The organism is Mycobacterium parascrofulaceum ATCC BAA-614, from assembly GCF_000164135.1.
GTDB classification, from domain to species: domain Bacteria; phylum Actinomycetota; class Actinomycetes; order Mycobacteriales; family Mycobacteriaceae; genus Mycobacterium; species Mycobacterium parascrofulaceum.
On the sequence record NZ_GG770555.1, the window covers coordinates 76,347 to 102,277 of the forward strand.

The following is a 25,931-nucleotide window of genomic DNA, read 5'->3' on the forward strand; positions in this document are numbered from 1 at the left end:
ATATGACGACAGCCGAGCGCCCGGTCACCCTCTGCGAGGCGTTCCAGCGCACCGCGTCGACCGATCCGGGCGCCGTCGCGCTCCGCAGCCCCGGCGACACCCAGACGATGACGTGGAGCGAGCTCGCGGCGCAGGTGCGCAGAGTCACCGCGGGCCTGGCCGGCCTGGGGGTCGGGCGGGGCGACACGGTGTCGCTGATGATGGCCAACCGCGTCGAGTTCTACCCCTTCGAGATCGGCGCCCAACACCTCGGCGCCACTTCGTTTTCGGTGTACAACACGCTGCCCGCCGAGCAGCTGACCTACTTGTTCGCCAACGCGGACACCCGGGTGGTGATCTGCGAGGAGCAGTACGTGGAGCGCATCCGCGCCAGCGGCGCACCCATCGAGCACATCGTCTGCATCGACGGTTCGCCGCCCGGCACCCTCTCGGTGGACGACGTGTACGCCGCCGCGAGTGACGATTTCGACTTCGAGGCGACGTGGCGCGCGGTGCGGCCCGACGACGTCGTCACCCTGATCTACACCTCCGGAACCACCGGAAACCCCAAGGGCGTCGAGATGACCCACGCCCACCTGCTGTTCGAGGCGTACGCCCTCGACGCCGTGCTCCCGTCGCGGTTCGGTGACCGGGTCACCTCCTATCTGCCGACGGCGCACATCGCCGACCGGGTGATGGGCCTCTACGGCCTGGAGGTGTTCGGCGCCCAGGTCACGGTGGTCTCCGATATCCGCACCATCGCCGCCGCGCTTCCCGACGTGCGGCCCACGGTCTGGGGCGGGGTGCCGCGCGTGTGGGAAAAGCTCAGGGCGGGAATAGAATTCGCCGTCGCCAACGAACCGGACGACGTCAAGCGCCAGGCGTTGCAGTGGGCGATGTCGGTGGCCGGCAGGCGTGCCGCCGCCCTGCTGGCCGGCGAGCCGATGCCGGACGAGCTGGCCGCCGAATGGGCCCAGGCCGACGAGCTGGTGCTGTCGAAGCTGCGCGAGCGGCTCGGCTTCGGCGAACTGCGCTGGGCGGTCTCCGGGGCGGCCCCCATCCCGAAGGAGACGCTGGCCTTCTTCCTCGGCATCGGCGTGCCGATCGCCGAGGTCTGGGGGATGTCGGAGCTGAGCTGCGTCGCCGCCGTCAGCCATCCCCGCGACGCGCGCCTGGGCACCGTCGGCAAGCTGCTGCCGGGGCTCGAGGGCAAGGTCGCCGACGACGGCGAGTACCTGGTGCGCGGACCGCTGGTGATGAAGGGCTACCGCAAGGAGCCCGCCAAGACCGCCGACGCCATCGACGCCGACGGCTGGCTGCACACCGGCGACATCATCGAGGTCGACGACGAGGGCTACCTGAGAATCATCGACCGCAAGAAGGAACTGATCATCAACGCGGCCGGAAAGAACATGTCGCCGGCCAACATCGAGAACACCGTCCTGGCCGCATGCCCGATGGTCGGCGTGATGATCACGATCGGTGACGGGCGGCCGTACAACGCCGCGCTGATGGTCTTCGACGCCGAATCCGTCGGTCCCTACGCGGCGCGGCACGGCCTGGACGACCCGTCGCCCGCGGCGCTGGCGTCCCATCCGGAGGTGATCGCCCGAATCGCCGCGGGGGTGGCCCACGGCAACGCCAAACTGTCCCGGGTGGAACAGATCAAGCGCTTCCGGATACTGCCGTCGCTCTGGGAGCCCGGGGGCGACGAGATCACGCTGACCATGAAACTCAAGCGCAAGCCGATCATGACGAAGTACGCGCGCGAGATCGAGGAACTCTACGCGCCCGACTTGCACCCGGAGGTGCACGAGCCCGCGACGGCCGCGACGGTGCAGCCGGCATGAGCGGGGGACCGGGGGCGACCGCCCGTGAGCTCGGCCGAGTCGGTGTGCGAAGGTTGCTGCAGCGCACCGGCATTGTCGAAGAGTCGACGACACCGCTGACGACCGACACGGCGGAGGTCGTCCAGCTGCTCGCGGCCCCCTGGTATGACGAGCGGCTGAAAGGGCTGGCCGAAGAGCTCGGGCGCGACCTGTCCAGCGTGCGCGCCGAGGCCGCGTCCTACCTGCGGGAGATGGCGCCGTCGCTGGACGAGCGGGCGGTCCGCGCCTGGCGCAGCTTTTCCTGCTGGCTGATGCGGGCCTACGACATCCTGGTCGACGAGGATCAGATCGCCCAGCTGCGCAGGCTGGATCGCAAAGCGACGCTGGCCTTTGCGTTTTCGCACCGTTCCTACCTGGACGGCCTGCTGCTGCCCGAGTCGATACAGGCCAACCGGCTCTCGCCCGCGCTCACCTTCGGCGGGGCGAACCTCAACTTCTTCCCGATGGGCGCCTGGGCCAAGCGCACCGGCACGATCTTCATCCGCCGGCAGACCAAGGACATCCCCGTCTACCGCTTCGTGCTGCGCGCGTACGCCGCCCAGCTGGTGCAGAACCACGCCAACCTCACCTGGTCCATCGAGGGCGGCCGCACCCGGACCGGCAAGCTGCGGCCCCCGGTCTACGGAATCCTGCGCTACATCAGCGACGCCGTCGACGAAATCGACGGCCCCGAGGTGTATTTGGTGCCCACCTCGATCGTGTACGACCAGCTGCACGAGGTCGAGGCGATGACCACCGAGGCCTACGGCGCGACGAAGCGGCCCGAGGACTTCCGTTTCCTGATCCGGCTGGCGCGACAGCAGGGGGAGCGGCTCGGCCGCGCCTATCTGGACTTCGGCGAACCGCTGCCGCTGCGCAAGCGCCTCGAGGAGTTGCGCGCCGAGGAGTCCGGCACGGGAACCGAGATCGAGCGCATCGCGCTGGACGTCGAGCATCGGATCAACCGCGCCACCCCGGTCACCCCGACCGCGGTCGTCAGCCTGGCGCTGCTGGGCGCCGACCGCTCGCTGTCCATCAGCGAGGTGCTGGCCACCGTGCGGCCGCTGGCGAGCTACATCGCCGCGCGCAACTGGTGCGTGGCCGGCGCCGCGGACCTGACCAACCGCTCGACCATCCGCTGGACCCTGCACCAGTTGGTCGCCTCGGGGGTGGTCAGCGTCTACGACGCCGGGACGGAACCGGTCTGGGGCATCGGATCCGACCAGCACCTGGTCGCCGCGTTCTACCGCAACACCGCCATTCACATCGTGGTCGACCGCGCGATCGCCGAGACGGCGCTGCTGGCCGGCATCGAAGAGGCCGAGGCGGACGTGGACGGTCTGGTGTTGCCGACGACGGTGCGCGATGAGGCGCTGCGCCTACGCGAGCTGCTGAAGTTCGAGTTCCTGTTCTCGGCCCGCGCGCAGTTCGAGAAGGAGCTCGCCGACGAGGTGCGCCTGATCGGGCGCGTGGAAGACACCAGCAAGGCGGCCCGGGCGGCCGACGTGCGCGGCCTGTTGGAGAAGGCCGACCTGCTGCTGGCGCACCTGGTGTTGCGGCCCTTCCTGGACGCCTACCACATCGTCGCCGACCGGCTGGCCGCCTACGACGACGAATCGTTCGACGAGGACGCGTTTCTCGCCGAGTGCCTCGAGGTCGGTAAGCAGTGGGAGCTGCAACGGCGGATCGCCAGCGCCGAGTCGAGGTCGATGGAGTTGTTCAAGACGGCGCTGCGGTTGGCCCGGCACCGTGAGCTGGTGGACGGCTTCGACGACCAGGACGTCGCCCAGCGGCGGCGCGAGTTCCTCGACGAGATCGCCGCGGCCGTCCGGCGGGTCAACACGATCGCGGGCCTGGCCGGGATGCGGTAGCGGCGCTCCCCGCCGGGAAGTGCTGTTGCGTCTCAGCGTGTGGGCGGTACCGGCATCTCGGCGTGCCGAACCTGGTTCCCGCCGGCACGTTTCGCCTCGTACATCGCCAGGTCGGCCGCGTGTACCAGGCGTTCGATTAGCTGTCGGTCGAGGGTCTCGCCTTCGGCGGGCAGCCGGAAGCTGCTGGCACCGACGCTGGCCGTCACGCCCCAGGGTGTGGCGGCGATGGCGAGGCGCAGGGCCTCCGCCATCCGAAGGGCCTCCTGGGTTCCGATCGTCTGGGCGACCAGAAATTCCTCCCCGCCCACCCGGGCGATGATCGTTCCCTCGTCGCCGAGGCGCCGCAGGTTGTCGGCCACGGCCACCAAGATGCGGTCCCCGGTCGCGTGACCGTGGGTGTCGTTGACACGCTTGAAGCGGTCGAGATCGACCATCAAGACGCTGAGGCATGACGAGGGATGGCCGGCGGCCGATATTCGCGATGCCGCTCGATAAAAGCCCCTGCGGTTGCGCAAGCCGGTGAGCGGATCGGTAGAGGACTTGAGGGCGTCCACCGACAGCCAGTGCACCAGTACTTGTCCGCAGAAGGGCACTGCCAGGATCCCGGCGCTGAGCAACAGCAAGTTGGCCGCCGCCATTGCCGCGTCGCCGGACTCGGCGATCCGCGCGGCACACACCGCCGCCGCACCCAAGGCGGTGGCGAGTATGAAGACCAGCAGGCGGGCGGAGTGGCAAAACGCGACGTACCCCGCGAGGCCGCCGAACGCCGCGCACCCCAGCATCCCGCTGCGCGGGTCGCCCTCGACCACGAACGTCGTGCCGATCCCGAGCGAGCCCACTATCGAAAACACTTGTGATTGAACGCGTCCGGGCCACCGCCGCGCCCATACCAGCGCCATGCCCGCCAGGCTGACGACAAACGCCACGGACAGGCCGCGCCCCATGGTTGTCCGCGGTCCCGACGGGCTGCTGAGCATCAGCAGTGTCGCCGCGCCCAGGATCGCCATGATGCCGACCATCAGATAGCGGATGAACGGCTTCAACCCGCGTGCGCCGAGATAGTCGGAGAACCAGTCGTAGTGGTCGGGCTGACGCCACCACACGCCGATCCAGTGCATTGCGCGACGCCCCTAACCTGTGCTTTTGGCTGTATGGTACTTATCCCCGCCGGGATCGGGAACCGTTGAGAATGTCGGGCCGCGACCGCCGGCAGGCCGCCTACGACGACGAATCGTTCGACGACGACGGGTTCTCGCGGAGTGCCCGGAGGTCGGCAAGCAGTGGGAGTCGGCGGATCGCCAGCGCTCCCATCGCTCTCATGTTCTTCAAAGGTTCTGGGGCGGTTGACCAGTCGATATGACTGATAGAATTCGGCCATTGTGAGCCGCGGGGCAGCGTCTGAGCCTCAACGATGGCGACCGGGCGTCGCCATCGTCGCCGTGCTGTGCTTGATCGCCGCGCTCGTCGGGAGCTGGGCGGTGCGTTCGCAGGCGGCAGCGCCCGCCTCGCCGCCGTCGATCGCCGTGTCGCACGACGCAATTGGCGCCGGGAGCGCCGTCGAATTCTCCCGGGCGCATGCCGACATGGCCGGCCCGGCAAGTCATTTGAAGCGAAATGCCCCGACATCGACCGATCAGAAGTCGTTCAAGACCGCCGGGATCAAGCGCGACCGGCCACCGACCTGGTCGCGCGGGGCGCCGCCACAGTGGTGGCTGGCCACCCCGATTTCCCTGAACACCGCGGGGATCAACGCTCCCGGGCCGGATCCGGCGCACACCCCGTCGCCCATCCGGGCACTCGCCGGCCACCAACTCCTCAATCTCATCTGCATCGCCCGCTGCTGATCGGCTAGCGCGTAAGCCGTTTCCGGCGTCTTCCTGGCGCCCGATGCGCCAGCACCGGTCCCTTTTATCGACGTTTCTTTGAGACGCCGAGTCATTGCCGTCGCAGTTCGAAGGCTGTCGGCGGCGCTAACGCAAGCCTTGAGGAGTTTTGTCATGTCCCATCACGCAGTTGAATACACCCGCCGCCCAGACCAATTCCACGCCCCCCACCCCTTCGCGCGGGAGGAGAAGTAGCGATGGACTACGGCGCCTTACCACCGGAAGTCAACTCGGCGCGCATGTACAGCGGTCCGGGTTCGGGATCGATGATGGCCGCCGCGGCGGCCTGGGAAGGGCTGGCCACCGAGCTGTACACGGCGGCGGCCGGCTACGGCTCGGTGACATCGAGCCTGACGGGCGCGTGGCTGGGGCCGGCCGCGATGTCGATGGCCCGGGCCGCCGCCCCGTACATCGCGTGGTTGCGCACGATGGCCGAGCAGGCCGAACAGGCGTCCGCGCAGGCCGGTGCCGCCGCCGCGGCCTACGAGGCGGCGTGGGCGGCGACGGTTCCGCCACCGGTGATCGCGGCCAACCGTGCGGAGTTGCTGATGCTGATCGCGACGAACGTGTTGGGTCAGAACAGCCCGGCCATCGCCGCCGCCGAGACCGAATACGACCAGATGTGGGCCCAGGACGCGGCCGTCATGTACGGCTACGCCGGCGCGTCGGCGGCCGCCGCGACGTTGACGCCGTTCACCCCGCCGTCGGCGACGACCGACGCGGCGGGCCTGGCCCGGCAAGGGGTTGCGGTGACGCAGGCAGCCGGAACGGCGGGCGCCACCAACGCCCAGGAGATCCTCGCCAACGGGTCTCAGCTCGTTTCCACTGTGCCGCAAGCGCTTCAGGGGCTGGCATCGGCGCCGGCGTCCAATTCGTCGGGCGCGTCGGGCGGGTCGCTGTCGTCGTTGATGTCCAAGTTCAACTCGTTGACGGGGCCGGCGAAATTTTCGACTTACCCGATGACCTTCCTGAACCAGGCGCTGTCGGCGTCGAAGGCGGTCACCGCGCCGGTCGCGGCGGCCAAGGCGGCGTCGGGGCTGGCCACCGGGGTCGACGCCGGCGCACGCGCGCTCGGAGCGGCGGGCCTGCCGGGAATCGGTGGCGGCGCCGCGTTTTCCGCCGGCCTGGGTCGCGGCGTGTCGATCGGCGCGTTGACGACCCCGCACGCCTGGCTGGCCGCGCCCGCCACCGCCGCGGTGACGTCCGCGCCGCCGGGTGCCGGGTGGACCGCGACGCCGCCGAGCGCCATGACCGGATCCGGTCCGGCGGGCCTGCCGTTGATGCCGCTGGCGAACATGGCGGGGCGGGCCGTGGGCGGTCCCAGCGCTTCCCGGTTCGAGCTGCGCGCGAGCGTGGTCCCTCGTTCACCCGCGGCCGGGTGAGGGGGCCGGCCCGGCATGACGCCGCCCGGGGCGGGGTGAGCACTCACGGGCGGCGTCCAGGGTTCGTTTTATACTGGGTCGACATCGAACGCGCTGCGTTCATCTGCACGGAGGAGCGCCGGGTCGGGGCCCGAAACTATGACACTTGCCGCGTGGCCGGGGGGCCGGCCGAAAGCCCTGCCGCCGCAACCGGCGTCGGCACGTCAGCACCCAGACCCTCGACGCGTCGATGAGTGACGAGCCCGGCGGGCGGAATCGCCCGCTGATCGCGTACACCACGGGAGACAACGCGCCGCCGATCTCGCCGGCCCCGATCAGCCGGCCGTGGATGTCGGAGTTGCGAAACGGCTGGCCCAATCGGTGTCTGCCGATTCTCATCGCCAACCAGAGTGGGTGGGAGCTGCGCAATCAGTCCGCGTTCACCGCCACGTGGATGGGCGGCGACGACAGCATGGGGGTGATCATCGCGCCCGACCGGCGCGACCCCGACCAGTTCCTGCCGTTCAGCCACTTCGGCCACGGCATCCTGACCTGGCATGTGCCGATGTTGTTTCGCACCCCGCCCGGCTACAACCTGCTGGTCCGCGGTCCGGCCAACTATCCGAAGGACGCGGTGTCCCCGCTGGAGGGAATCGTCGAAACCGACTGGGCCACTTCGAGCTTCAGCATGAGCTGGCAGATCACCCGCAAGTTGATGCCGGTGCGGTTCGAGGTCGACGAGCCGATCTGCATGATCGTCCCGCAGCGCCGGGCCGAGCTGGAAGAGTTCGCCCCGGAAATCCGGCCGATCGAGTCCGACGAGGAAGTGCGTCGCAAACACGAGTTCTTCCTGCGTTCGCGCAACGAGCTGGGGCAGGCGCAGGCCGCGACCAACACCGCGATGGGCGAGCGGGTGCCGTGGCAGGGCGACTACACGCGGGGCAAGCACGCCGACGGCGAGGCCGGGGCGCCCGATCACCAGACGCGCATCCACCTCCGTCCGTTCGTCGCGTCGGAACGCACGACGCAGCAGTAGCCGCGCCGGTTGGGCCGCGGCCTAGAGTCGGTGGCATGCCACTTTCAGGGGAATACGCGCCGAGCCCATGGGACTGGGCCCGCGAACAGGCCGAGAAGTACGAGCAATCCGGCGGCACCGAGGCCACCGACATGAAGGGGAAACCCATCCTCGTGTTGACCACGATCGGGGCCAAGACCGGCAAGCTGCGCAAGACCCCGCTGATGCGGGTCGAGCACGACGGCGAGTACGCGATCGTCGCCTCGCTCGGCGGCGCGCCCAAGCACCCGGTCTGGTACCACAACGTCGTCAAAAATCCCCGGGTCGAGCTGCAGGACGGCGGCACGACCCGCGAATACGACGCGCGCGAGGTGTTCGGCGACGAGAAGGCGGTGTGGTGGGAGCGCGCCGTCGAGGCCTGGCCGGACTACGCCGAATACCAGCAGAAGACGGACCGGCAGATCCCGGTGTTCGTGCTGACCCCGGTCGGCTGAATTCCGGAGTTGATCGGCTGGCATGGCACCATTGATCAGTGTCCGCCGAATTGAGCCATGGCCCGAGCGTCGCGCCGCTGTGCGCGGCGGACATCGACCGCGCGGCCAAGCGGATCGCCGCGGTGGTCACGCCGACGCCGTTGCATTACAGCGACCGGTTGTCCGCGATCACCGGCGCGCAGGTGTACCTCAAGCGCGAAGACCTGCAGGTGGTGCGCTCCTACAAGCTGCGCGGGGCCTACAACCTGTTGGTCCAGCTGTCCGATGAGGAGCTGGCCGCCGGCGTGGTGTGCTCGTCGGCGGGCAACCACGCGCAGGGCTTCGCCTATGCCTGCCGGACGCTGGGCGTGCGCGGCCGCGTGTACGTGCCCGCCAAGACCCCGCAACAGAAGCGGGACCGAATCCGCTACCACGGCCGGGAGTTCATCGAGCTGATCGTGGGCGGAACGACCTACGACCTGGCCGCCGAGGCGGCGCTGGCCGACGTCGAACGCACCGGCGCCACGCTGGTGCCCCCGTACGACGACCCGCGCACCATCGCCGGTCAGGGCACCATCGCGGTCGAGTTGCTGGGGCAACTGGACAGCGAACCGGACCTGGTGGTGGTCCCCGTGGGCGGCGGCGGCTGCATCGCCGGCATCACCACCTACCTCGCCGAACGGACGACGAACACGTCGGTGCTGGGCATCGAACCGGCCGGGGCGGCGGCGATGATGGCCGCGCTGGCCGAAGGGGAGCCGGTGACGCTGGATCACGTGGACCAGTTCGTCGACGGCGCCGCGGTGCGTCGGGCGGGCACGCTGACCTATGCCGCGCTGGCGGCCGCCGGGGACATGGTGTCGATCACCACGATCGACGAGGGGGCGGTCTGCACCGCGATGCTGGACCTCTACCAGAACGAGGGCATCATCGCCGAGCCCGCGGGCGCGCTGTCGGTGGCCGGGCTGCTCGAGGCCGACATCGAGCCGGGCTCGACGGTCGTGTGCCTGATCTCGGGCGGCAACAACGACGTGTCGCGCTACGGGGAAGTGCTCGAGCGCTCGCTGGTCCACCTCGGCCTCAAGCACTACTTCCTGGTGGACTTCCCGCAGGAACCCGGCGCGCTGCGCCGCTTCCTCGACGAGGTGCTGGGCCCCGACGACGACATCACCCTGTTCGAGTACATCAAGCGCAACAACCGCGAGACCGGCGAGGCGCTGGTGGGCATCCAGTTGGCGTCGTCGGCCGACCTGGACGGCCTGCTGGCCCGGATGCGGGCGACCGAGCTGCACGTCGAACGCCTCCAGCCCGGATCACCGGCGTACCGCTACCTGCTGTTCTAGACCCCGGGCCGCGGTGGATGGACCAGCAGTATGGGCCAGGGACCGGCGGGTTCGGCCCGGTCAGCGCCCTCGTGCTCGGTGCGCTCGCCCTGTTGGCGTGTGCGGCGGTGTGGATTGCCCGCCGGGGGCCCCGGTTGCGGTTGCGCTGGGAGCGGGTGTCCCGCTCGGCCGTGGTCGGCAAAACGCTGACCTGGGTTCATGACCGGATCGGCGACCGGGGACGGTCGCTGGCCCGTCGCTGGGCCGCCGGCGAGGTCGCCGGGGTCGCATTGCTGCTCGGGCTGGCCACGGTCGTGGCGCTGGCGGTCGGCTTCACCGAGGTGCTCGACGACGTGCTCGAGGGCGACGGCATCGCCGGAATCGACCAACCGGTGACCGGGTGGATCGCGGCCCGCCGCGACCTGTGGCTGACCGCCGCCCTGCGGGCGGTCACCCGCGCGGGCGGACCGCTGTTCCTGGCTGCGCTCGCCTTCCCCGTCTCCGTGGCCGCCGGGTGCCGGTGCCGGTCATGGCGGCCCGTGGTGCTTGCCCTGGTGGGGGGTGGTGCGGTCCCGCTGGTGCTGTTCACGGCCAAGGCCCTGGTCGGCCGTCCGCGCCCGCCCCTTCCGTTCGCCCTGATCGACGCGGACGGGTATTCGTTCCCGTCCGGCCACGCGACCGGCACCGCCGCGATCACGGCCATCTCCGCATGGATGCTGACCCGCTGGCTGATCCCGTGGTGGACGGCTCGCGTGACCGTCTGGGCCGTGGCGATCGGCGCAACGTTTGTGATCGGGTTCTCGCGCGTCTACCTCGGAGTTCACTACACGAGCGACGTGCTCTCGGGCTGGATGCTGGGCCTGGCCTGGGCCGGCACCGTCGTTATGGTCGGCACCTGGTGGGACAACACCCGGCGTGCCCACGGCCTGCCGGGCGGGTCAAGCCCGGCACCCGAGTAGGTACCCCGGCACCGGCGTCGCGGGATCGAGGCCGGCGGCCGGCACCGGCGCCCCGGCCGTCACGCGCAGCGGCACCACCCCCGCCCAGTGCGGCAGCGCGCAATCCTCCGGATCTTCCACCGGGCCGCCGGTGCGCACCTTGGCCGACACCTCGGCGAGGTCGAGCGCGAGCACGCCGGTGGCGGCCAGCTCGCGCGGATTCGGGGCTCGGCAGTCGGCGGCGCGCCCGGGTGCGATGTGATCGAGCAGGCCGGCCAGCGCCCGCAGCCGCTCCGCCTCGTCGTCGACCACGCGCGCGGCACCCAGCACCACGACCGAGCGAAAGTTGACCGAGTGGTGCATGGCGGCGCGCGCCAGCACCAGACCGTCGACCAGGGTGACCGTCACGCACACCGGCAGCCCCGCCGGCGTTTGGCGGGCCGCGAGCAGGGGACCGCTGCCGGTGGAGCCGTGCAGGTAGAGCGTCTCGCCGAGGCGGGCGTGGGTGGTCGGCAGCACCACCGGCCGCCCGGCGCTGAGGTAGCCCAGGTGGCAGACGAGCGCCTCGTCCAGGATGCGGTGGACGGTGTTGCGGTCGTAGTGCGCGCGCTCCCGGTAGCGGGTGGGCGTGGTGCGCGGCGTCGGCTCGTATCCGGTGTGCATGGCGTCCGCCTTTGCTCTAGTACATAATTAATTCCGTGCCAGTACAAAACAGCATAACCGGGAGCGGTGCCGAGTCCATAGCGGCCAGCATCGAAGAGGCGATCTCGGCCGGCTCCCTCGCGCCCGGCGACGCCCTGCCGCCCGTCCGGGAGCTGGCCGCCCGGCTCGGCGTGAACACCAACACCGCCGCGGCGGCCTACCGGCTGCTGCGCCACCGGGGCGCCGTGGAGACGGCGGGCCGGCGCGGCACCCGGGTGCGCCACCGCCCGGCGACCACCCCGCGATCGCTCCTGGGCCTGGAGGTGCCTCCCGGGGTGCGCGACCTTTCCACCGGCAACCCAGACCCCGCCCTGTTGCCGCTCGCGGGAGCCACGCTGCCCGGCCCGGTCGCGGGCCGCCCCGTGCTGTACGGGGAGCCGGCCACGTCGGCGGCGCTGGCCGAGTTCGCCCGGGCCGCGCTGTCCGCCGATGGCGTCCCGGCAGAGCACCTCGCGGTGACCAGCGGCGCGCTCGACGGCATCGAGCGCGTCCTGACCGCGCACCTGCGTCCCGGCGACCGCGTGGCGGTCGAGGACCCGGGCTGGGCCAACCTGCTCGATCTGCTCGCCGCGCTGGGGCTCGTGGCCGAGCCCGTCCGGGTCGACGACGACGGGCCGCTGCCCGCCGACCTGACGCGGGCGCTGAACCGCGGTGTGCGCGCACTGATTATCACCAATCGCGCCCAAAACCCGACGGGCGCCGCCCTGTCCGCGCCACGCGCCGACGAACTACGAAAGCTGTTGGCCGACAGGGCGAGCGATCTGCTGCTGGTGGAAGACGATCACTGCGCGGGCATTTCCGGCGCGCCGCTGCACACCTTGGCCGGTGTGACCCGGCACTGGGCGTTCGTGCGCTCCGCGTCCAAGGCCTACGGGCCGGACCTGCGGGTGGCCGTGCTGGCGGGCGACCATCGCACCGTCGAGCGCGTGCACGGCCGGCTGCGGCTGGGCCCGGGCTGGGTGAGCCACCTGCTGCAGGATCTCGCCGTGAGCCTGTGGTCGGATCAGGCGGCCGTCCGCCTCGTCGCCACGGCCGAGCGGCGCTACGCCGACACCCGTCGGGCGCTGTGTGCCGCCCTGGCCGAGCGCGACGTCGCCGCCCACGCACGCTCCGGGCTCAACGTGTGGGTGCCGGTGCCGGACGAGACCGTCGCGATCACCCGGCTGCTGGGCGCGGGCTGGGCGGCGGCGCCGGGCACCCGGTTCCGGATCGGTACGCCGGCGGGCATCCGCGTCACCGTCGCGGACCTGGGCTCCGACGAGATCGCCCCGCTGGCGGATGCGATCGCCGGCGCGGTGCACGGCGCGGGCCGCTCCAGCGTCTAGGAGACCGTCAACGGCCTTCGCCGCGCACGCATCCCAGGCCCGGGCCCGTCCACAGCAGTTCCACGCTGGGCGCCGGCGGCGTCTCGCCGGATACGGCGGGCGCCGGCCGCCTCTTCCTGAACAAGCCGATGCACCGGCCGAATGCGGATCGATTCATGGGCGAAATCATCGACGGTTGCCGGCGCGGCGGTGCACCGTTATCCACAGGGGGGCGGCGCTTAGGTCCGCTCGCGCACCGCCAGGATGGCGAACGAATGGCCTTCCAGCGTCGTGCCGTCGGCCTCGACCGCGGGGTCACCCCAGGCGAGGACCACGTCACCGGCGACGGGCACCCGCACCGCCTCGGCGCCGAGGTTGCACACGATGCGCAGCCGGCCGCGCCCCACGCTGATCCAGCGTTGCTCCTCGTCGTAGTCGACGGTGAGGTGCTCCAGCCAGGGATCGGCCAGGTCCGGGTCGCTGTGCCGCAACGCGATCAGGTCGCGGTAGAGCCGGTGCACGCGCCCGTGCTCGCCGGAGTCGACTTCGTCCCAATCGAGCTTCGAGCGCTGGAACGTCTGCGGGTCCTGGGGGTCGGGGATGTCGTCGGCGTCCCAGCCGTGTTCGGCGAACTCGGCCTTGCGGCCCTCCGCGGTGGCCCTGGCCAGCTCCGGCTCGGGGTGCGAGCTGAAGAACTGGAACGGGGTGGACGCCGCATACTCCTCGCCCATGAAAAGCATTGCGGTGAAGGGTGTCCCGAGTGCTAGCGCCGCCTTGACGGCCAGCTGGCCGCCGGTCAGGTTCTGCGAGGGGCGGTCCCCGAGCGCCCGGTTGCCGACCTGGTCGTGGGTGCAGGTGTAAGCGACCAGCCGGGTGGCCGGGATGGTGGCGGTGTCCAACGGCCGCCCGTGCCGGCGATGCCGGAACGACGAATACGTGGCGGCGTGGAAATAGCCGCGCCGCAGCGTCTCGGCCAGGGTCGCCAGCGACCCGAAGTCCCCGTAGTAGCCCTGGCGCTCCCCGGACACCGCGGTGTGGATGGCGTGGTGGATGTCGTCGGCCCATTGCGCCGTCAGCCCGTAACCGCCCCGGTCACGCGGCGTGATCAGCCGCGGATCGTTGAGGTCGCTCTCGGCGACCAGCGACAGCGGGCGGTCCAATTGCTGTGACAGCCAATCCGTTTCGGTCGCGAGCTCCTCGAGGATGTGGATGGCGGTGGTGTCCACCAGGGCATGCACGGCGTCCAGGCGCAGGCCGTCGGCGTGGAAGTCGCGCATCCAGCGCAGTGCGCATCCGATGATGTAGCGGCGCACCTCGTCGGAGTCGGCGTCGGCGATGTTGATGCCCTCGCCCCACGGGTTGCTCGCCGAGGACAGGTAGGGGCCGAACTTCGGCAGGTAGTTGCCGGACGGGCCGAGGTGGTTGAACACCGCGTCGATCAGTACGCCCAGGCCCCGCGCGTGGCAGGCGTCGACGAACCGGACCAGGCCGTCGGGGCCGCCGTAGGGTTCGTGCACGCTGTACCACAGCACCCCGTCGTATCCCCAACCATGCGTTCCGGCAAAGGAATTCACCGGCATCAGCTCGACGAAGTCGACCCCGAGGTCCACCAGGTAGTCGAGCTTGTCGATCGCGGCGTCGAAGGTGCCGGGGCCCGTGAAGGTGCCCAGGTGCAGCTCGTAGATGACCGCGCCCTCGACCGGCCGGCCCCGCCAGTCGCCGTCGGTCCAGCGGGCCGCGGCCGGGTCCCACAGCTGCGAGCGGGCGTGCACGCCCTCGGGCTGCCGCGGCGAGCGCGGATCGGGCAGCACGGTGGGGTCGTCGTCGAGCAGGTACCCGTAGCGGGCGTCCGGCGCCGCGTCGACCCTCGCGTGCCACCAGCCGTCGTCCGCGCGCGTCATCGCGTGCACCCGGCCCTCGACGTCGAGCCGGACCAGCTCCGGTTTGGGGGCCCAGACCCGGAATTCAGTCACGATGGCGCTCCAGCAGGACGACGGGCAGCTCCGCGAACAGTTCGGCGGTCGACGTGGGCCCGTCCGCGATGACCCCGGTGAGCGCGTCCTTCCAGGTGCCCTCCGGCAGCGACAGCACAGTGTTGCCCCAGCCGGTTTCGGTCAGGCGCACGGTCCACCGGGTCACCGCGACCACGATGTCCTCGCCGCGGCGGAACGCCAGCACGTGCTCGCTCGCGTCGCCGTTGGCCAGCACCGGAACGTAGTCGCCGCGCAGGAAGCTGTCCGGATGGGCGCGACGAACCCGCAGCGCGGTGGTGACCACCCGAATCTTGGGGTGCTCCAACGCCTTCAGCGCGGCGCGGCGGGCGGCGTAGTCGACCGCCCTGCGGTTGTCCGGGTCGACGAGGCTGTCGTCCCACAGCTCGGTGCCCTGGTACACGTCCGGGATCCCGGGCACGGTCAGCGCCAGCAGCTTCTGACCCAACGCGTCGCTGGCGGCGTGCGGGTTGAGCTGGGTCACCAGCTCGGTCAGCTGTCCGGCCACCGGCCCGTCGAAGACGCTGTCCAGCCACCGGTGTACCGCGTCCTCGAACTCGGTGTCCGGCTCGTTCCACGAGGTGTGCCAGGCCGCTTCGCGGATCGCCTTCTCGGTGTAGCCGTGCAGCCGGTCGCGCAGCTCGGCGCCGACTTTCCCGTTTTCGAGGCCGCTGACCGGCCACACGCCGAAGATGTTCTGCCACAGGAACCGCCCGGTCGCCGGGTCGGGGGAGGGCGCGGCGGCCTCCCAGCGGCCGACGAACTCGGTCCACAGCGACGGGACCTGCGACAGCACCCCGATCCGGGCCCGCACGTCCTCGCCGCGTTTGGTGTCGTGGGTGGTCAGCGTCGTCATCGTCTGCGGCCACAACCGGGCGCGGGTGGCGGCGCTGTGGTGGAACTCGGCCGCGCCGACACCGAAGCGATGGGGCTCGCCGCCCACCTCGTTGAGCGACACCAGCCGCGCGTCCCGGTAGAAGTAGCAGTCCTCCACCGACTTGGCGGTGACCGCGCCGCAGAGCTGCTGCAGCCGGGTGGCCGGCTCGGCGCCGGAGGCCAGCGCCGCGGCGATCACCTGCAGGGCGGGCCCGAGTTCCGGTGACTGCGCCTGCGTTTCGGCCAGCGCCGTGGGCATGATCGCCGCCAGCCCCGGATAGTCGCAGCGGTAGACGCCGATGTGGGTCAGCAGCGCGGCCACCGCGTCGGGCAACCGCGGGTGATCGGCCCCGGCCGCGGCCACGATGCTGCGGCGCAGCCGGCGCAGCTCGCTGGCGAGCGTGTCGGTCGCCGCCCGGATCTTCAATTCCGCCAACATCTTCGGCGTCGCGGCGTAGTCCAGCCCCGCCGACTCGACGAGCGCGGTGAGCGCGGGGGCGCCCTGCGGGTCGACGAAGACACCGCCGACCTCGCGCAGTACGTCGTAGCCCGTGGTGCCGCCGATGGGCAGCGTGGGTTCGAGCGCCTCGTCGACCGCCAGGATTTTCTCGATCACGATCCAGGTCTGCGGGCCGACCGCTTCGCGCAGCCACGCCAGGTATCCGCCCGGGTCGGACAATCCGTCGGGGTGGTCGATGCGCACGCCGTCGACGAGTCCCTCGGCGGCCCAGCGGGCGACCTCGGCGTGGGTGGCGTCGAACACGGCGCGGTCCTCCTGGCGCAGCCCGGCCAGGGAAGTGATCGAGAAGAACCGCCGGTAGCCGCACACGCCGTTGCGCCAACCCACCAGCCGATAATGCTGGCGGTCGTGCACCTCGGGTCCGGTCCCCTCGCCGGTGCCCGGCGCGATCGGCAGCGCCAGGTCGCCGAGCCGCAGCAGTTCCCCGTCGACCTCGAGGTCGGCGGCGTCGCCGTCGGAACCCAGGATGGGCAGCACGATGCGGCCGTCCTCATCGAGGTCCCAGTCGATGTCGAAATACGTTGCGTAATCCGAGGAACGGCCGTGCCGCAGCACGTCCCACCACCAGGCGTTCTGCTGCGGCTGGTCGATCCCCACGTGATTGGGCACGATGTCGACGACCAGGCCGATGCCGCGCTCCCGCGCCGCCGCCGACAGCCGCGCCAGGCCGTCGCGGCCGCCGAGTTCGGGGGAGACCGTCGTCGGGTCGGTGACGTCGTAGCCGTGGTTGGACCCGGTGGTCGCGGTCATGATCGGCGACAGGTACAGGTGGGACACGCCGAGCTCGTCGAGGTAGTCCAGCAGGTTTTCCGCGTCGGCGAAGGTGAACGCGAACCCGCTGGACTCCCCACGCAGCTGCAGCCGGTAGGTCGACAGTATCGGAAAGGCCATGCGTCACATGGTCTTACGTAGCACCAGAAGCGAACGGCCCGGCAGCGAGACCTTCTCTTCGGCATGCACCTGTTGGTCGGCGTCCCCCGACGAATTGTTGGTGTCCAGTTCCACGGTCCACTCCTGCGCGTAGTCGTCTTTCGGCATCACAAAATCGACCGGTTCCTCGCCGGCGTTGAAGCACAACAGGAATGAGTCATCGACCACCCGTTCGCCGCGTGCGTTGGGGGCGGAGATGGCCTCGCCGTTGAGGAACACCGCCACACACTTGTGAATGCTTTCGCCCCAGTCCTCGTGCGTCATCTCGCGGCTGCTGGGATTCAGCCAGGCGATGTCGCGCACTTCGTCGCCGCTGCGGATCGGCTCGCCCTCGAAGAACCTCCGCCGGCGGAACACCGGGTGGTTCTTGCGCAGCGCGGTTACCTTGCGTGCGAACGCCAGCAGGTCCGAGTTCTTGTCCACCAACGACCAATCCATCCAAGACAATTCGGAGTCCTGGCAGTAGACGTTGTTGTTGCCGTTCTGGGTGCGGCCCAGTTCGTCACCGTGCGCGATCATCGGGGTGCCCTGGCTGAGCATCAGGGTCGCCCAGAAGTTGCGCATCTGGCGACCGCGCAACGCCAGGATCTCCGGGTCGTCGGTCGGCCCCTCGACGCCGCAGTTCCAGGAGCGGTTGTGACTTTCGCCGTCCCGGTTGTCTTCGCCGTTGGCCAGGTTGTGCTTTTCGTTGTAGGAGACCAGGTCGTTGAGCGTGAAGCCGTCGTGGGCGGTGACGAAGTTGATGCTGGCGCTGGGGCGCCGGCCGGTCGCCTCATAGAGGTCCGACGACCCGGTCAGCCGGGAGGCGAACTCGCCCAGGGTTGCGGGCTCGCCCCGCCAGTAGTCGCGCACAGTATCGCGATACTTCCCGTTCCACTCGGTCCACAAACCCGGGAAGTTTCCCACCTGGTATCCGCCCTCGCCGACATCCCACGGTTCGGCGATCAACTTGACCTGGCTCACGATCGGATCCTGCTGGACCAGATCGAAGAACGCGCTCAACCGGTCGACGTCGTGCAGCTCGCGCGCGAGCGTGGCGGCCAGGTCGAAGCGGAACCCGTCGACGTGCATCTCGGTGACCCAGTAGCGCAGCGAGTCCATGATCAGCTGCAGCACGTGCGGGTGGCGGGCGTTGAGGCTGTTGCCGGTGCCGGTGTAGTCCTTGTACAGGCGCAGGTCCTCGTCGACGAGCCGGTAGTAGGCGGCGTTGTCGATGCCGCGGAAGTTGATCGTCGGGCCGAGGTGATTGCCCTCGGCGGTGTGGTTGTACACCACGTCGAGGATGACCTCGATGCCGGCTTCGTGGAGGGCGCGCACCATGGACTTGAACTCGGCGACGCTGGCGTTGCGGTTGGCCGCGTACTGATTGTGTGGTGCGAAGAACCCGAAAGTGTTGTAGCCCCAATAGTTTCGCAGGCCGAGATCCAGCAGCCGCGAATCGTGCATGAACTGGTGCACCGGCATCAGCTCCAGCGCGGTGACATTCAGCGACTTGAGGTGATCGATGACGACGGGGTGGGCCAGGCCGGCATAGGTGCCGCGAAGCTGCTCGGGAATGCCCGGGTGGGTCTGCGTCATGCCCTTCACGTGGGCCTCGTAGATCACCGTTTCGTGGTAGGGGGTGAGCGGCGCCCGGTCCGAGCCCCAGTCGAAGAACGGGTTGCTCACCACGCTGGTCATGGTGTGGCCCAGCGAGTCGACCATCGGGGGAATCCCGGGGTCGGCGTTATCGGCGTTGGGGTCGTCGGGGTTGACGGCCTTCATGTCGTAGGAGAACAGCGCCTGGCCGAACGTGAAGTCGCCGTGGAAGGCCTTGCCGTACGGGTCGAGCAGCAGCTTGCTCGGGTCGCAGCGGTGCCCGGCCGACGGCTCGAAGGGTCCGTACACCCGGAAGCCGTAGCGTTGGCCCGGTGTGATGTTCGGCAGATACGCATGCCAGACGAAGCCGTCGACCTCGTCGAGGGGAATCCGCGACTCCGCCCCGGCGTCGTCGATCAGACACAGCTCGACCTTCTCGGCGATCTCGGAGAATAGCGAGAAGTTGGTCCCGGCGCCGTCATAGGCGGCGCCGAGCGGATAGGGATTCCCGGGCCACACGGTGGCCAGTTTCGGCTGTTGGTCACCAGCAACGCCTGTTTCTGAAGCGTGATTGTCGGTCGGCACCATCTGACCTTATCCGCGCCCGACGCGGCGGGGGCGTCACCACCAACCGGTATTGGCCGCGATCTGGCGGCCCAATTCGGGCACCATCGTCCGCACGTATGTGGGGGTCAGGTGATGGGCGCCGTGGTAGATCAGCACGTTTCCCTCCACCGGGCGGCACACGTCGGCGCGGCAGACCGCGTCGGACATGTCGAGCACCTTCAGCAGCGGGAACTGTGTGACGAAGTCGAGGGTCTGGTTGCGGTCGGACAGCGCGTCGGAGCGCTTCATCGCGCACGACTGGGGGGTGCCGCCCTTTTTGGCCAGGCAGTCCGCCGGGTCGAACGGCTGGCCGTTCTTCACCAGCCACGGGGTGTCCCGCATGCCGAGGATCGGAATGTTGTTGTCCGAGAACTGTTGCCAGATCCCGATGTAGGTCGCCGGCATCACGTCGCCGGGCTTGATGTTCCACGGCCGGGTCGTCGTGGTGAACACGTAGTCGGGACGGTCGGCGATGACCCTGGCCATCGTCTGCTCCACCCAGTCCCGGCACTGCGGGTAGGCGGCGTTGTTGCCCATGATCAACGGAACTTCTTCGGTGGACAACGGGCAGCCCATCTTCAGATACGTCACCACTTTGAAGTGATGCATCTGGCCGAGCAGGTCCAGCGCGGGCAGCCAGTGTTCGGCGTGGGAGCCGCCCGCCAGCGCGATGGTGCGGCCGGCGGCCACGTCGCCGTAGGTGCACACGACGACGGCCGGGTTGACGAAGTCGCTGATGCAACCGTCGCGGGTGGAGGCCGGCAGGTCGTCCTTGACCTCCAGCACGGTGGGCCGCATCGGCAACGCGGGCACCCGCACGTGTTCGGTCAGGGCGCGCGCGCCCGGGTAGTCCTGCGGGTTGAGGACGCTGAGCTCCTTGCCCGCGGCGCGCAGGACGGTGACGTGCTGGCGCCACGTGAACGACGTCGCGGTCAGCGTCACGGCGAGCAGCGCGATCGCCGTCCCCAGCGCCAACGTCGGCCGGGGCAGGCGCGCCAGCCACGCGGGTGCGGGCGCCGGCGACCGGCCGGCGGTGCGGTGGCGCAGCGGGTCCTCGACGATCCGGGTGGTCAGGTACGCCAGGACCCCCGAGACCAGCAATACCGCACTGCCTTCGACGAAGCCGGCGTGCCGGTGCCCGGTGAACGACAGCCAGAAGATCAGCAGCGGCCAGTGCCAGAGGTAGAGCGAGTACGCCATCGCGCCCAACGCGACCAGCGGCCGCGCCGCCAGCAGGCGGCTCGGCAGCGGCAGCCGGGCGGTGGCGGCGGGACCGCTCCGCAGGTTGGCCCCGGCGAGGATCATCACCATGGTGGCGCCGACGGGCACCAGGGCCCACGGGCCGGGAAATTCCTTGACGCCGTTGATCAGGGCGCCGCAGGACAGGATCGCGGCCAGCGCGACCGTGGCCAGCAGGGTTCGCAACCACATCGGCCACCGGATCGCCGGCACCAGCGCGCCGACCAGCGCGCCCAGCAGCAACTCCCAGCCGCGGGCGAAGCTGTTGTAGTAGGCGGCCGCCTGGTTGCCCTGGTGCGCCACGATCGCGTAGACGAAGGAGGCCACCGTCAGCGCCGTCAGCAGCCCCAGGAACAGGGTGCGCAGGTGGGTGCCCAACCGTCGCCGGAACAGGTACCCGCATCCGGCGATCAACAGCAGGAAGCCGACGTAGAACTGGCCCTGCACCGACATGGACCAGATGTGCTGCAGCGGGCTGACCGCCTCGCCGGCGCGCAGGTAGTCCGAGGCGGTGTTGGCCAGCTCCCAGTTCTGGTAGTAGCCGAGGCTGGCCAGGCTCTGGTCGGCGAAGGTCTCCCAGCGCGTCTCCGGCTGCACCAGGATGGTCAGCACCGCGCAGCCGGCCAGCACCACGACCAGCGCGGGAACCAGCCGGCGGACCAGCCGGATCACCTCCGCCACCGGCGACAAGGTGACGGCCGGGTTCAGGGCCGCGCGAATGATCTTGCCGCCGAAGAAGAATCCGGACAGCGCCAGGAAGACGTCGACGCCGCCGGAGACCCGGCCGTACCAGACGTGGAACACGGCGACCAGCGCGATCGCGATGCCGCGCAAGCCGTCCAGGTCGTAGCGGTAAAAACCCGCATCACGCGCTCCCGTCGCGACGGGCTGCGCGGTCGCAATCGGTCGGGTAGAGGGGGACAGGGTCGACATGATCGACCGCTAATTTACCGAAAACCGCCACCCGCTCTCGTTCAGGAGCAGGTGGCGGCGTTCGGAGTGCCGGGAGGTTTACCGGGTGGTGCCGGGGGCCGCGGGCAGGAACGGCGATTGCTGGGCGGGCACCAACTGCACCGGCGCCTGTTGCGCCGGCGCTTGCTGCGTGGGCAGCTGAGGCAGCGTGGCCCGCGGCAGCGGGGCCTGCTGCAGCGGCGCCTGCCGCGTGGGTACCTGCTGCACCGGTGCCTGCTGCACCGGGGCCTGCTGCAGTGGGGCCTGCGCCGACTGCTGCTGCAACGGCGCCTGCTGCACCGGGGCCTGCTGGGCCGGGGCCTGCTGGGGCGGGAGTTGCTGGACCGGCGCCTGCTGCAGCGGGGCTTGCTGCGTGGGCGCCTGCTGGGTCGGGAGTTGCTGGACCGGCGCCTGTTGCAGCGGCGCCTGCTGGGCGGGCGCCTGTTGGGCGGGCGCCTGGGTCGGTGCCTGCTGCGGCAGCGCCTGGACCGGCGCCGACGGAACCCCGAGAACCCGGACCAGATAGGGCGCCATGCCGTTGGCGCGCACCGGCGATACCTGGACGACGTCGCCCACCTCGAGCATCTGGTTGTTGCCCAGGTACATGGCGACGCTTTGGGTGCCTTCGGGGCCGTAGAAGATCATGTCGCCCTTGTGCGCCTGCTGCGGCAGCACCTTCTGGCCGACCTTGTAGATCGCCCCGGAGGACCGCGGCAGCTTGATGCCGGCGCCGGCGTAGGCGTACTGCATCAGGCCCGAGGCGTCGAACCCGACGGTGTTGATGCCCGTCCCGGTGCCGCGGGTGGGCCCGTTGATGCCGCCGCCGGCCCAGGAAAACGGCACGCCGCGCTGCGAGAGCCCGCGCGCGATGACCACGTCGGTGGCCTGCTGGTAGTCCATCGGCCGGGTGCCCGGGTCGGCGGACGCGATCGCGGCGGCGATCATCGGGGCCGCGAGCATCGCCAAACCGATCGCGAAGGCGTAGATGCGTTTCATTTGTCTGGCCTCTCAGGGGCTCACTGGCTTCAGCGCGGTGACTTCACGCGTCCGCCGCCGATCCATGACTCGGGCGGGGCCCCCACGTTGGGGCCGGCGCCGCTGCATGACACTTGCGATGTGAACCGCGGCCCAAGAGCCCCTTTTCACACCAGTCACTGCTGCCACTTTGACAACAGAAGGTGTTAGCCGCCAGGCCTCGGCGGGATTTTTTGTCGTACCGTGACCGGACGGTGACTGGCCGGCCCAATCTCGTGTGCGCAGTTGTGATTTCGGTCTCAGTCGGCCACGCGCCGCGTGCCCCGGCCGACCCGCCGCGGCGGCCCGCCTACAGCCAGTAGCGTTCGCTGAACGTGGTCAGCAGCGAACCTACGACGGAGCTGACCATGATCAACGTGAGGGCCAGGACCGGCCAGAACGACATGTACCAGCCCTTCAGCATGGACACGAGCGGGCCCACCACCGCGGCGGCGACCGCCGCACCGATGCCGCCCCACACCACCGGGCGGATGTAGTAGTCGATGCCGAAGGGCACCATCCCGCACGTCTCGTCGGCGCACACGTGCTCGAGGAATCCGAACAGGCGGTCGGGCCAGGCCGTCGCGGTGGCCAGCACGACGAGCGCCACCAGCAGCGCGACGGTGCAGATGACGTCCCACGGCGCCAGGCGCAGCCGGATCACCCGCGGCGCCTCGTCGTCGTAATCGACCAGCGGGGAGGCGGTGTTCGCGGTGGCGGAGGGGCCCCCGGCGGGTTCGGCGGGCGGGTGCGGCGTGGCCATCGGTTCCCATGCTCCCCGATGGGCGGCCGTTCTGCGACTCGGCTGCTCTACCCTCGATCACTATGCCTGCGGCCAGGGCCGGGCTGACCCCCGAGCAGATCAGCGCGATCGACGCCGCGCATCTGTGGCACCCGTACAGCACCATCGGCGCCGAAGCCGTGGCGCCGGTGGTGGCCGTCGCCGCCCGCGGCGCCTGGCTGACCCTGATCCGGGACGGCACCCCGATCGAGGCGCTCGACGCCATGAGCTCCTGGTGGACGGCGATCCACGGGCACGGTCATCCCGTGCTGGACGCGGCGCTGACCAGGCAGTTGGGCGTGATGAACCACGTCATGTTCGGCGGGCTCACCCACGAACCGGCCGCACGGCTGGCGCAGCTGCTGGTCGACATCACCCCGCCGGGCCTGGACACGGTGTTCTTCAGTGACTCCGGCTCGGTGTCGGTCGAGGTCGCGGTCAAGATGGCGCTGCAGTACTGGCGCAGCCGCGGCCGGCCCGGCAAGCACCGGCTGATGACGTGGCGGGGCGGCTACCACGGCGACACCTTCACGCCGATGAGCGTCTGCGACCCCGACGGCGGCATGCACTCGCTGTGGACCGACATCCTGGCCCGGCAGGTGTTCGCCCCGCGGGTGCCGCGCGACTACGACCCCGCCTACAGCGCGGCGTTCGAGCGGCAACTCGCGCAGCACGCCGGGGAACTCGCGGCCGTCATCGTCGAGCCGGTGGTGCAGGGCGCGGGCGGGATGCGCTTCCACGACCCCCGCTACCTGCGCGACCTGCGCGAGCTCTGCCGGCGACACGACGTGCTGTTGGTCTTCGACGAAATCGCCACCGGCTTCGGCCGCACCGGCGAGCTGTTCGCGGCAGACCACGCCGGGGTCAGCCCCGACATCATGTGCGTCGGCAAGGCGTTGACCGGCGGTTACGTCACCCTGGCGGCCACGCTGTGCACTACCCACATCGCCCACACCATCAGCGCCGGCGAGGCCGGCGCGCTGATGCACGGGCCCACGTTCATGGCCAACCCGCTGGCCTGCGCCGTGTCGGTGGCCAGCGTCGAGCTGCTGCTGGCCCAGGACTGGCGGGCGCGGGTCGCCGGGATCGCCGCAGGCCTGCGGGCCGGGCTGGAACCCGCCCGCGCGCTGCCCGGCGTCACCGACGTGCGGGTGTGCGGAGCGATCGGCGTCATCGAGTGCGCCCATCCCGTCGACCTGGCCACCGCCACCCCGGCGGCAATGGACCGCGGCGTCTGGCTGCGCCCGTTCCGCAATCTCGTCTACGCGATGCCGCCCTACATCTGCTCCGACGGCGAGATCGCGCGGATCAGCTCGGCGATGGTCGAGGTCGCGCGCCTGGTCGGCTCTCGTAGTCTTTAGGGCGATGAAGGCACCGATCGAAGTGTCCCCACTGGCGTGGCTGGAGGCGGTGGAGCGGCAGCGCCGCGAGGCCGGGCTGCGCCGCTCGCTGCGGCCGCGGCCCGCCGTGGCCACCGAGCTGGACCTGGCGTCCAACGACTATCTCGGCCTGTCCCAGCACCCCGACGTGATCGAGGGCGGCGTCGCCGCGCTGCGCGTGTGGGGCGCCGGGGCCACCGGTTCCCGCCTGGTCACCGGCGACACCGAGCTGCACCAGCAGTTCGAGTCCGAGCTGGCCGAGTACGCCGGCGCGTCGGCCGGTCTGCTGTTCTCGTCGGGCTACGCCGCCAACCTGGGCGCGGTGGTCGGCCTGTCGGGCCGGGGGGCGCTGCTGGTGTCCGACGCGCTGTCGCACGCCTCCCTGGTCGACGCCTGTCGGCTCTCGCGGGCCCGGGTGGTGGTCACCCCGCATCGCGACGTCCACGCGGTGGACGCCGCCCTCGCCGCGCGCGAGGAGGAGCGCGCCGTCGTCATCACCGAGTCGGTGTTCAGCGCCGACGGCGCGCTGGCGCCGCTGCGCGAGCTGCACGAGGCCTGCCGCCGCCACCGCGCGCTGCTGATCGTCGACGAGGCCCACGGCCTCGGTGTGCGCGGCGACGGGCGCGGGCTGCTGCACGAGCTCGGGCTGGCGGGCGCCCCGGACGTGGTGATGACCACGACGCTGTCCAAGGCGCTGGGCAGCCAGGGCGGCGCGGTGCTCGGACCGGCGGCGGTGCGCGCGCACCTGATCGATGCCGCGCGGACGTTCATCTTCGACACCGGCCTGGCGCCCGCGGCGGTGGGCGCCGCCCGGGCCGCGCTGACCGTGCTGCGCGCCGAACCCTGGCGACCCGAAGCGGTGCTGCGGCACGCCCGCATCCTGGCCGAGGTGTGCGACGTTCCCGACGTCCCGCAATCGGCGGTGGTGTCGGTGATCCTGGGCGACCCCGAGGTGGCCCTGGCCGCCGCGACGGCCTGCCTGGACGCCGGCGTGAAGGTCGGCTGCTTCCGGCCCCCCACCGTGCCCGCCGGGACGTCGCGGCTGCGGCTGACCGCGCGCGCGTCGCTGGACGCCGCCGAGCTCGAGATCGCCCGGCGGGTGCTCGCCGACGTCCTCGCTGTGACGCGCCCTTGACCGTCCTGGTCGTCACGGGCACGGGCACCGGGGTCGGCAAGACCGTCGTCACCGCGGCGCTGGCGTGCCACGCCCGCCGGGCCGGCCTCGACGTCGCGGTGTGCAAGCCGGTCCAGACCGGCACCGACGCCGGCGACGACGACCTCGCCGAGGTCGCCCGGCTGTCCGGCGTGACCGAGCTGGCCGGGCTGGCCCGCTACCCCCAACCCCTGGCG

Annotated in this window: 19 protein-coding genes and 1 pseudogene; 12 read left to right on the forward strand and 8 right to left on the reverse strand. The window is 70.6% G+C overall.

All coding sequences use genetic code 11. The annotated features are described in order from the left end of the window. Positions 1 to 2 precede the first annotated feature (2 nt). Entirely contained in the window at positions 3 to 1,829 is a 1,827-nt protein-coding gene (gene fadD11 / locus HMPREF0591_RS15990; protein WP_007169642.1) for a fatty acid--CoA ligase FadD11, read from the forward strand. Beyond that, positions 1,826 to 3,718: a lysophospholipid acyltransferase gene (locus tag HMPREF0591_RS15995; protein WP_007169643.1), complete on the forward strand. Its 1,893-nt coding sequence runs from the start codon at positions 1,826 to 1,828 to the stop codon at positions 3,716 to 3,718. The genes fadD11 and HMPREF0591_RS15995 overlap by 4 nt, the downstream gene beginning before the upstream one ends. Before the next feature lie 32 nt (positions 3,719 to 3,750). On the opposite strand, the gene HMPREF0591_RS16000 is transcribed toward HMPREF0591_RS15995, so the two are convergent. Next, positions 3,751 to 4,836, reverse strand: a complete 1,086-nt coding sequence (locus tag HMPREF0591_RS16000) for a GGDEF domain-containing protein (protein ID WP_007169644.1) — start codon at positions 4,834 to 4,836, stop codon at positions 3,751 to 3,753. A 261-nt stretch (positions 4,837 to 5,097) separates the two neighbouring features. Between HMPREF0591_RS16000 and HMPREF0591_RS16005 the strand changes: the two genes are divergently transcribed. The 6 genes from HMPREF0591_RS16005 (at position 5,098) to HMPREF0591_RS16030 (ending at position 10,731) form a co-directional block, all read left to right on the forward strand. Then, positions 5,098 to 5,562, forward strand: a complete 465-nt coding sequence (locus HMPREF0591_RS16005) for a hypothetical protein (RefSeq protein ID WP_244268930.1) — start codon at positions 5,098 to 5,100, stop codon at positions 5,560 to 5,562. A 236-nt stretch (positions 5,563 to 5,798) separates the two neighbouring features. Then, positions 5,799 to 6,983 carry a PPE family protein gene (locus HMPREF0591_RS16010; RefSeq protein ID WP_007169647.1) on the forward strand — a complete coding sequence of 395 codons (1,185 nt, stop codon included), beginning with the start codon at positions 5,799 to 5,801 and terminating at the stop codon, positions 6,981 to 6,983. Between the two features lie 229 nt (positions 6,984 to 7,212). Beyond that, on the forward strand, positions 7,213 to 7,998 hold the full coding sequence (locus HMPREF0591_RS16015) for a DUF6065 family protein (RefSeq protein ID WP_007169648.1): 786 nt from the start codon (positions 7,213 to 7,215) through the stop codon (positions 7,996 to 7,998). Positions 7,999 to 8,033: 35 nt separating this feature from the next. Then, a complete protein-coding gene (locus HMPREF0591_RS16020) occupies positions 8,034 to 8,471 on the forward strand; it encodes a nitroreductase family deazaflavin-dependent oxidoreductase (protein ID WP_007169649.1) in 438 nt (145 codons plus the stop codon). Between the two features lie 38 nt (positions 8,472 to 8,509). Further along, on the forward strand, positions 8,510 to 9,793 hold the full coding sequence (gene ilvA, locus HMPREF0591_RS16025) for a threonine ammonia-lyase (protein ID WP_007169650.1): 1,284 nt from the start codon (positions 8,510 to 8,512) through the stop codon (positions 9,791 to 9,793). Between the two features lie 17 nt (positions 9,794 to 9,810). Further along, a complete protein-coding gene (locus tag HMPREF0591_RS16030) occupies positions 9,811 to 10,731 on the forward strand; it encodes a phosphatase PAP2 family protein (protein ID WP_007169651.1) in 921 nt (306 codons plus the stop codon). On the opposite strand, the gene HMPREF0591_RS16035 is transcribed toward HMPREF0591_RS16030, so the two are convergent. Next, positions 10,711 to 11,373 (reverse strand): pyridoxamine 5'-phosphate oxidase family protein, encoded by a 663-nt coding sequence (locus tag HMPREF0591_RS16035; protein ID WP_007169652.1) that lies wholly within the window; start codon positions 11,371 to 11,373, stop codon positions 10,711 to 10,713. The genes HMPREF0591_RS16030 and HMPREF0591_RS16035 overlap by 21 nt on opposite strands. A 35-nt stretch (positions 11,374 to 11,408) precedes the next feature. Between HMPREF0591_RS16035 and HMPREF0591_RS16040 the strand changes: the two genes are divergently transcribed. Beyond that, positions 11,409 to 12,737: an aminotransferase class I/II-fold pyridoxal phosphate-dependent enzyme gene (locus HMPREF0591_RS16040; protein WP_007169653.1), complete on the forward strand. Its 1,329-nt coding sequence runs from the start codon at positions 11,409 to 11,411 to the stop codon at positions 12,735 to 12,737. A gap of 218 nt (positions 12,738 to 12,955) precedes the next feature. On the opposite strand, the gene treZ is transcribed toward HMPREF0591_RS16040, so the two are convergent. The 6 genes and pseudogenes from treZ to HMPREF0591_RS16070 all read right to left on the reverse strand — a co-directional run bounded on the left by treZ (position 12,956) and on the right by HMPREF0591_RS16070 (position 23,184). Beyond that, positions 12,956 to 14,689 carry a malto-oligosyltrehalose trehalohydrolase gene (gene treZ / locus HMPREF0591_RS16045; protein ID WP_007169655.1) on the reverse strand — a complete coding sequence of 578 codons (1,734 nt, stop codon included), beginning with the start codon at positions 14,687 to 14,689 and terminating at the stop codon, positions 12,956 to 12,958. Next, positions 14,682 to 16,994 (reverse strand): malto-oligosyltrehalose synthase, encoded by a 2,313-nt coding sequence (gene treY, locus HMPREF0591_RS16050; protein WP_007169656.1) that lies wholly within the window; start codon positions 16,992 to 16,994, stop codon positions 14,682 to 14,684. Before treY ends, treZ begins: the two co-directional genes overlap by 8 nt. A 3-nt stretch (positions 16,995 to 16,997) precedes the next feature. Further along, positions 16,998 to 19,199, reverse strand: coding sequence for a glycogen debranching protein GlgX (glgX, locus tag HMPREF0591_RS16055; protein ID WP_007169657.1), 2,202 nt, complete (start codon positions 19,197 to 19,199; stop codon positions 16,998 to 17,000). A gap of 33 nt (positions 19,200 to 19,232) precedes the next feature. Then, a complete protein-coding gene (locus tag HMPREF0591_RS16060; RefSeq protein ID WP_007169658.1) occupies positions 19,233 to 21,389 on the reverse strand; it encodes an acyltransferase family protein in 2,157 nt (718 codons plus the stop codon). A 333-nt stretch (positions 21,390 to 21,722) separates the two neighbouring features. Further along, positions 21,723 to 22,403 (reverse strand): annotated as a pseudogene (ripD, locus tag HMPREF0591_RS16065) (NlpC/P60 family peptidoglycan-binding protein RipD); the annotation flags it as partial. Positions 22,404 to 22,731: 328 nt separating this feature from the next. Continuing rightward, positions 22,732 to 23,184 carry a hypothetical protein gene (locus tag HMPREF0591_RS16070; protein WP_007169661.1) on the reverse strand — a complete coding sequence of 151 codons (453 nt, stop codon included), beginning with the start codon at positions 23,182 to 23,184 and terminating at the stop codon, positions 22,732 to 22,734. A gap of 62 nt (positions 23,185 to 23,246) precedes the next feature. Here HMPREF0591_RS16070 and HMPREF0591_RS16075 point away from each other — a divergent pair, with 62 nt between their 5' ends. The 3 genes from HMPREF0591_RS16075 to HMPREF0591_RS16085 all read left to right on the forward strand — a co-directional run. Then, the gene (locus HMPREF0591_RS16075; protein WP_040622957.1) at positions 23,247 to 24,563 is read left to right on the forward strand and encodes an adenosylmethionine--8-amino-7-oxononanoate transaminase; all 1,317 of its coding nucleotides are present in this window, start codon (positions 23,247 to 23,249) and stop codon (positions 24,561 to 24,563) included. A 4-nt stretch (positions 24,564 to 24,567) separates the two neighbouring features. Then, positions 24,568 to 25,716 carry an 8-amino-7-oxononanoate synthase gene (locus tag HMPREF0591_RS16080; protein WP_007169663.1) on the forward strand — a complete coding sequence of 383 codons (1,149 nt, stop codon included), beginning with the start codon at positions 24,568 to 24,570 and terminating at the stop codon, positions 25,714 to 25,716. Next, positions 25,713 to 25,931, forward strand: a 219-nt coding sequence (locus tag HMPREF0591_RS16085) for an AAA family ATPase (RefSeq protein WP_007169664.1), incomplete at its 3' end; no start/stop codon positions are given. The genes HMPREF0591_RS16080 and HMPREF0591_RS16085, both read left to right, overlap by 4 nt.

Bases quoted from the DNA above. Each gene is read 5' to 3' on its own strand.
- HMPREF0591_RS16060 (WP_007169658.1), bottom strand. From the start codon at position 21,389: ATGTCGACCCTGTCCCCCTCTACCCGACCGATTGCGACCGCGCAGCCC.
- fadD11 (WP_007169642.1), top strand. From the start codon at position 3: ATGACGACAGCCGAGCGCCCGGTCACCCTCTGCGAGGCGTTCCAGCGC.
- HMPREF0591_RS16020 (WP_007169649.1), top strand. From the start codon at position 8,034: ATGCCACTTTCAGGGGAATACGCGCCGAGCCCATGGGACTGGGCCCGC.
- HMPREF0591_RS16075 (WP_040622957.1), top strand. From the start codon at position 23,247: ATGCCTGCGGCCAGGGCCGGGCTGACCCCCGAGCAGATCAGCGCGATC.
- HMPREF0591_RS16015 (WP_007169648.1), top strand. From the start codon at position 7,213: ATGAGTGACGAGCCCGGCGGGCGGAATCGCCCGCTGATCGCGTACACC.
- HMPREF0591_RS16080 (WP_007169663.1), top strand. From the start codon at position 24,568: ATGAAGGCACCGATCGAAGTGTCCCCACTGGCGTGGCTGGAGGCGGTG.
- HMPREF0591_RS16030 (WP_007169651.1), top strand. From the start codon at position 9,811: ATGGACCAGCAGTATGGGCCAGGGACCGGCGGGTTCGGCCCGGTCAGC.
- HMPREF0591_RS16070 (WP_007169661.1), bottom strand. From the start codon at position 23,184: ATGGCCACGCCGCACCCGCCCGCCGAACCCGCCGGGGGCCCCTCCGCC.
- glgX (WP_007169657.1), bottom strand. From the start codon at position 19,199: ATGGTGCCGACCGACAATCACGCTTCAGAAACAGGCGTTGCTGGTGAC.
- HMPREF0591_RS16000 (WP_007169644.1), bottom strand. From the start codon at position 4,836: ATGCACTGGATCGGCGTGTGGTGGCGTCAGCCCGACCACTACGACTGG.
- HMPREF0591_RS16035 (WP_007169652.1), bottom strand. From the start codon at position 11,373: ATGCACACCGGATACGAGCCGACGCCGCGCACCACGCCCACCCGCTAC.
- treY (WP_007169656.1), bottom strand. From the start codon at position 16,994: ATGGCCTTTCCGATACTGTCGACCTACCGGCTGCAGCTGCGTGGGGAG.
- HMPREF0591_RS16010 (WP_007169647.1), top strand. From the start codon at position 5,799: ATGGACTACGGCGCCTTACCACCGGAAGTCAACTCGGCGCGCATGTAC.
- HMPREF0591_RS15995 (WP_007169643.1), top strand. From the start codon at position 1,826: ATGAGCGGGGGACCGGGGGCGACCGCCCGTGAGCTCGGCCGAGTCGGT.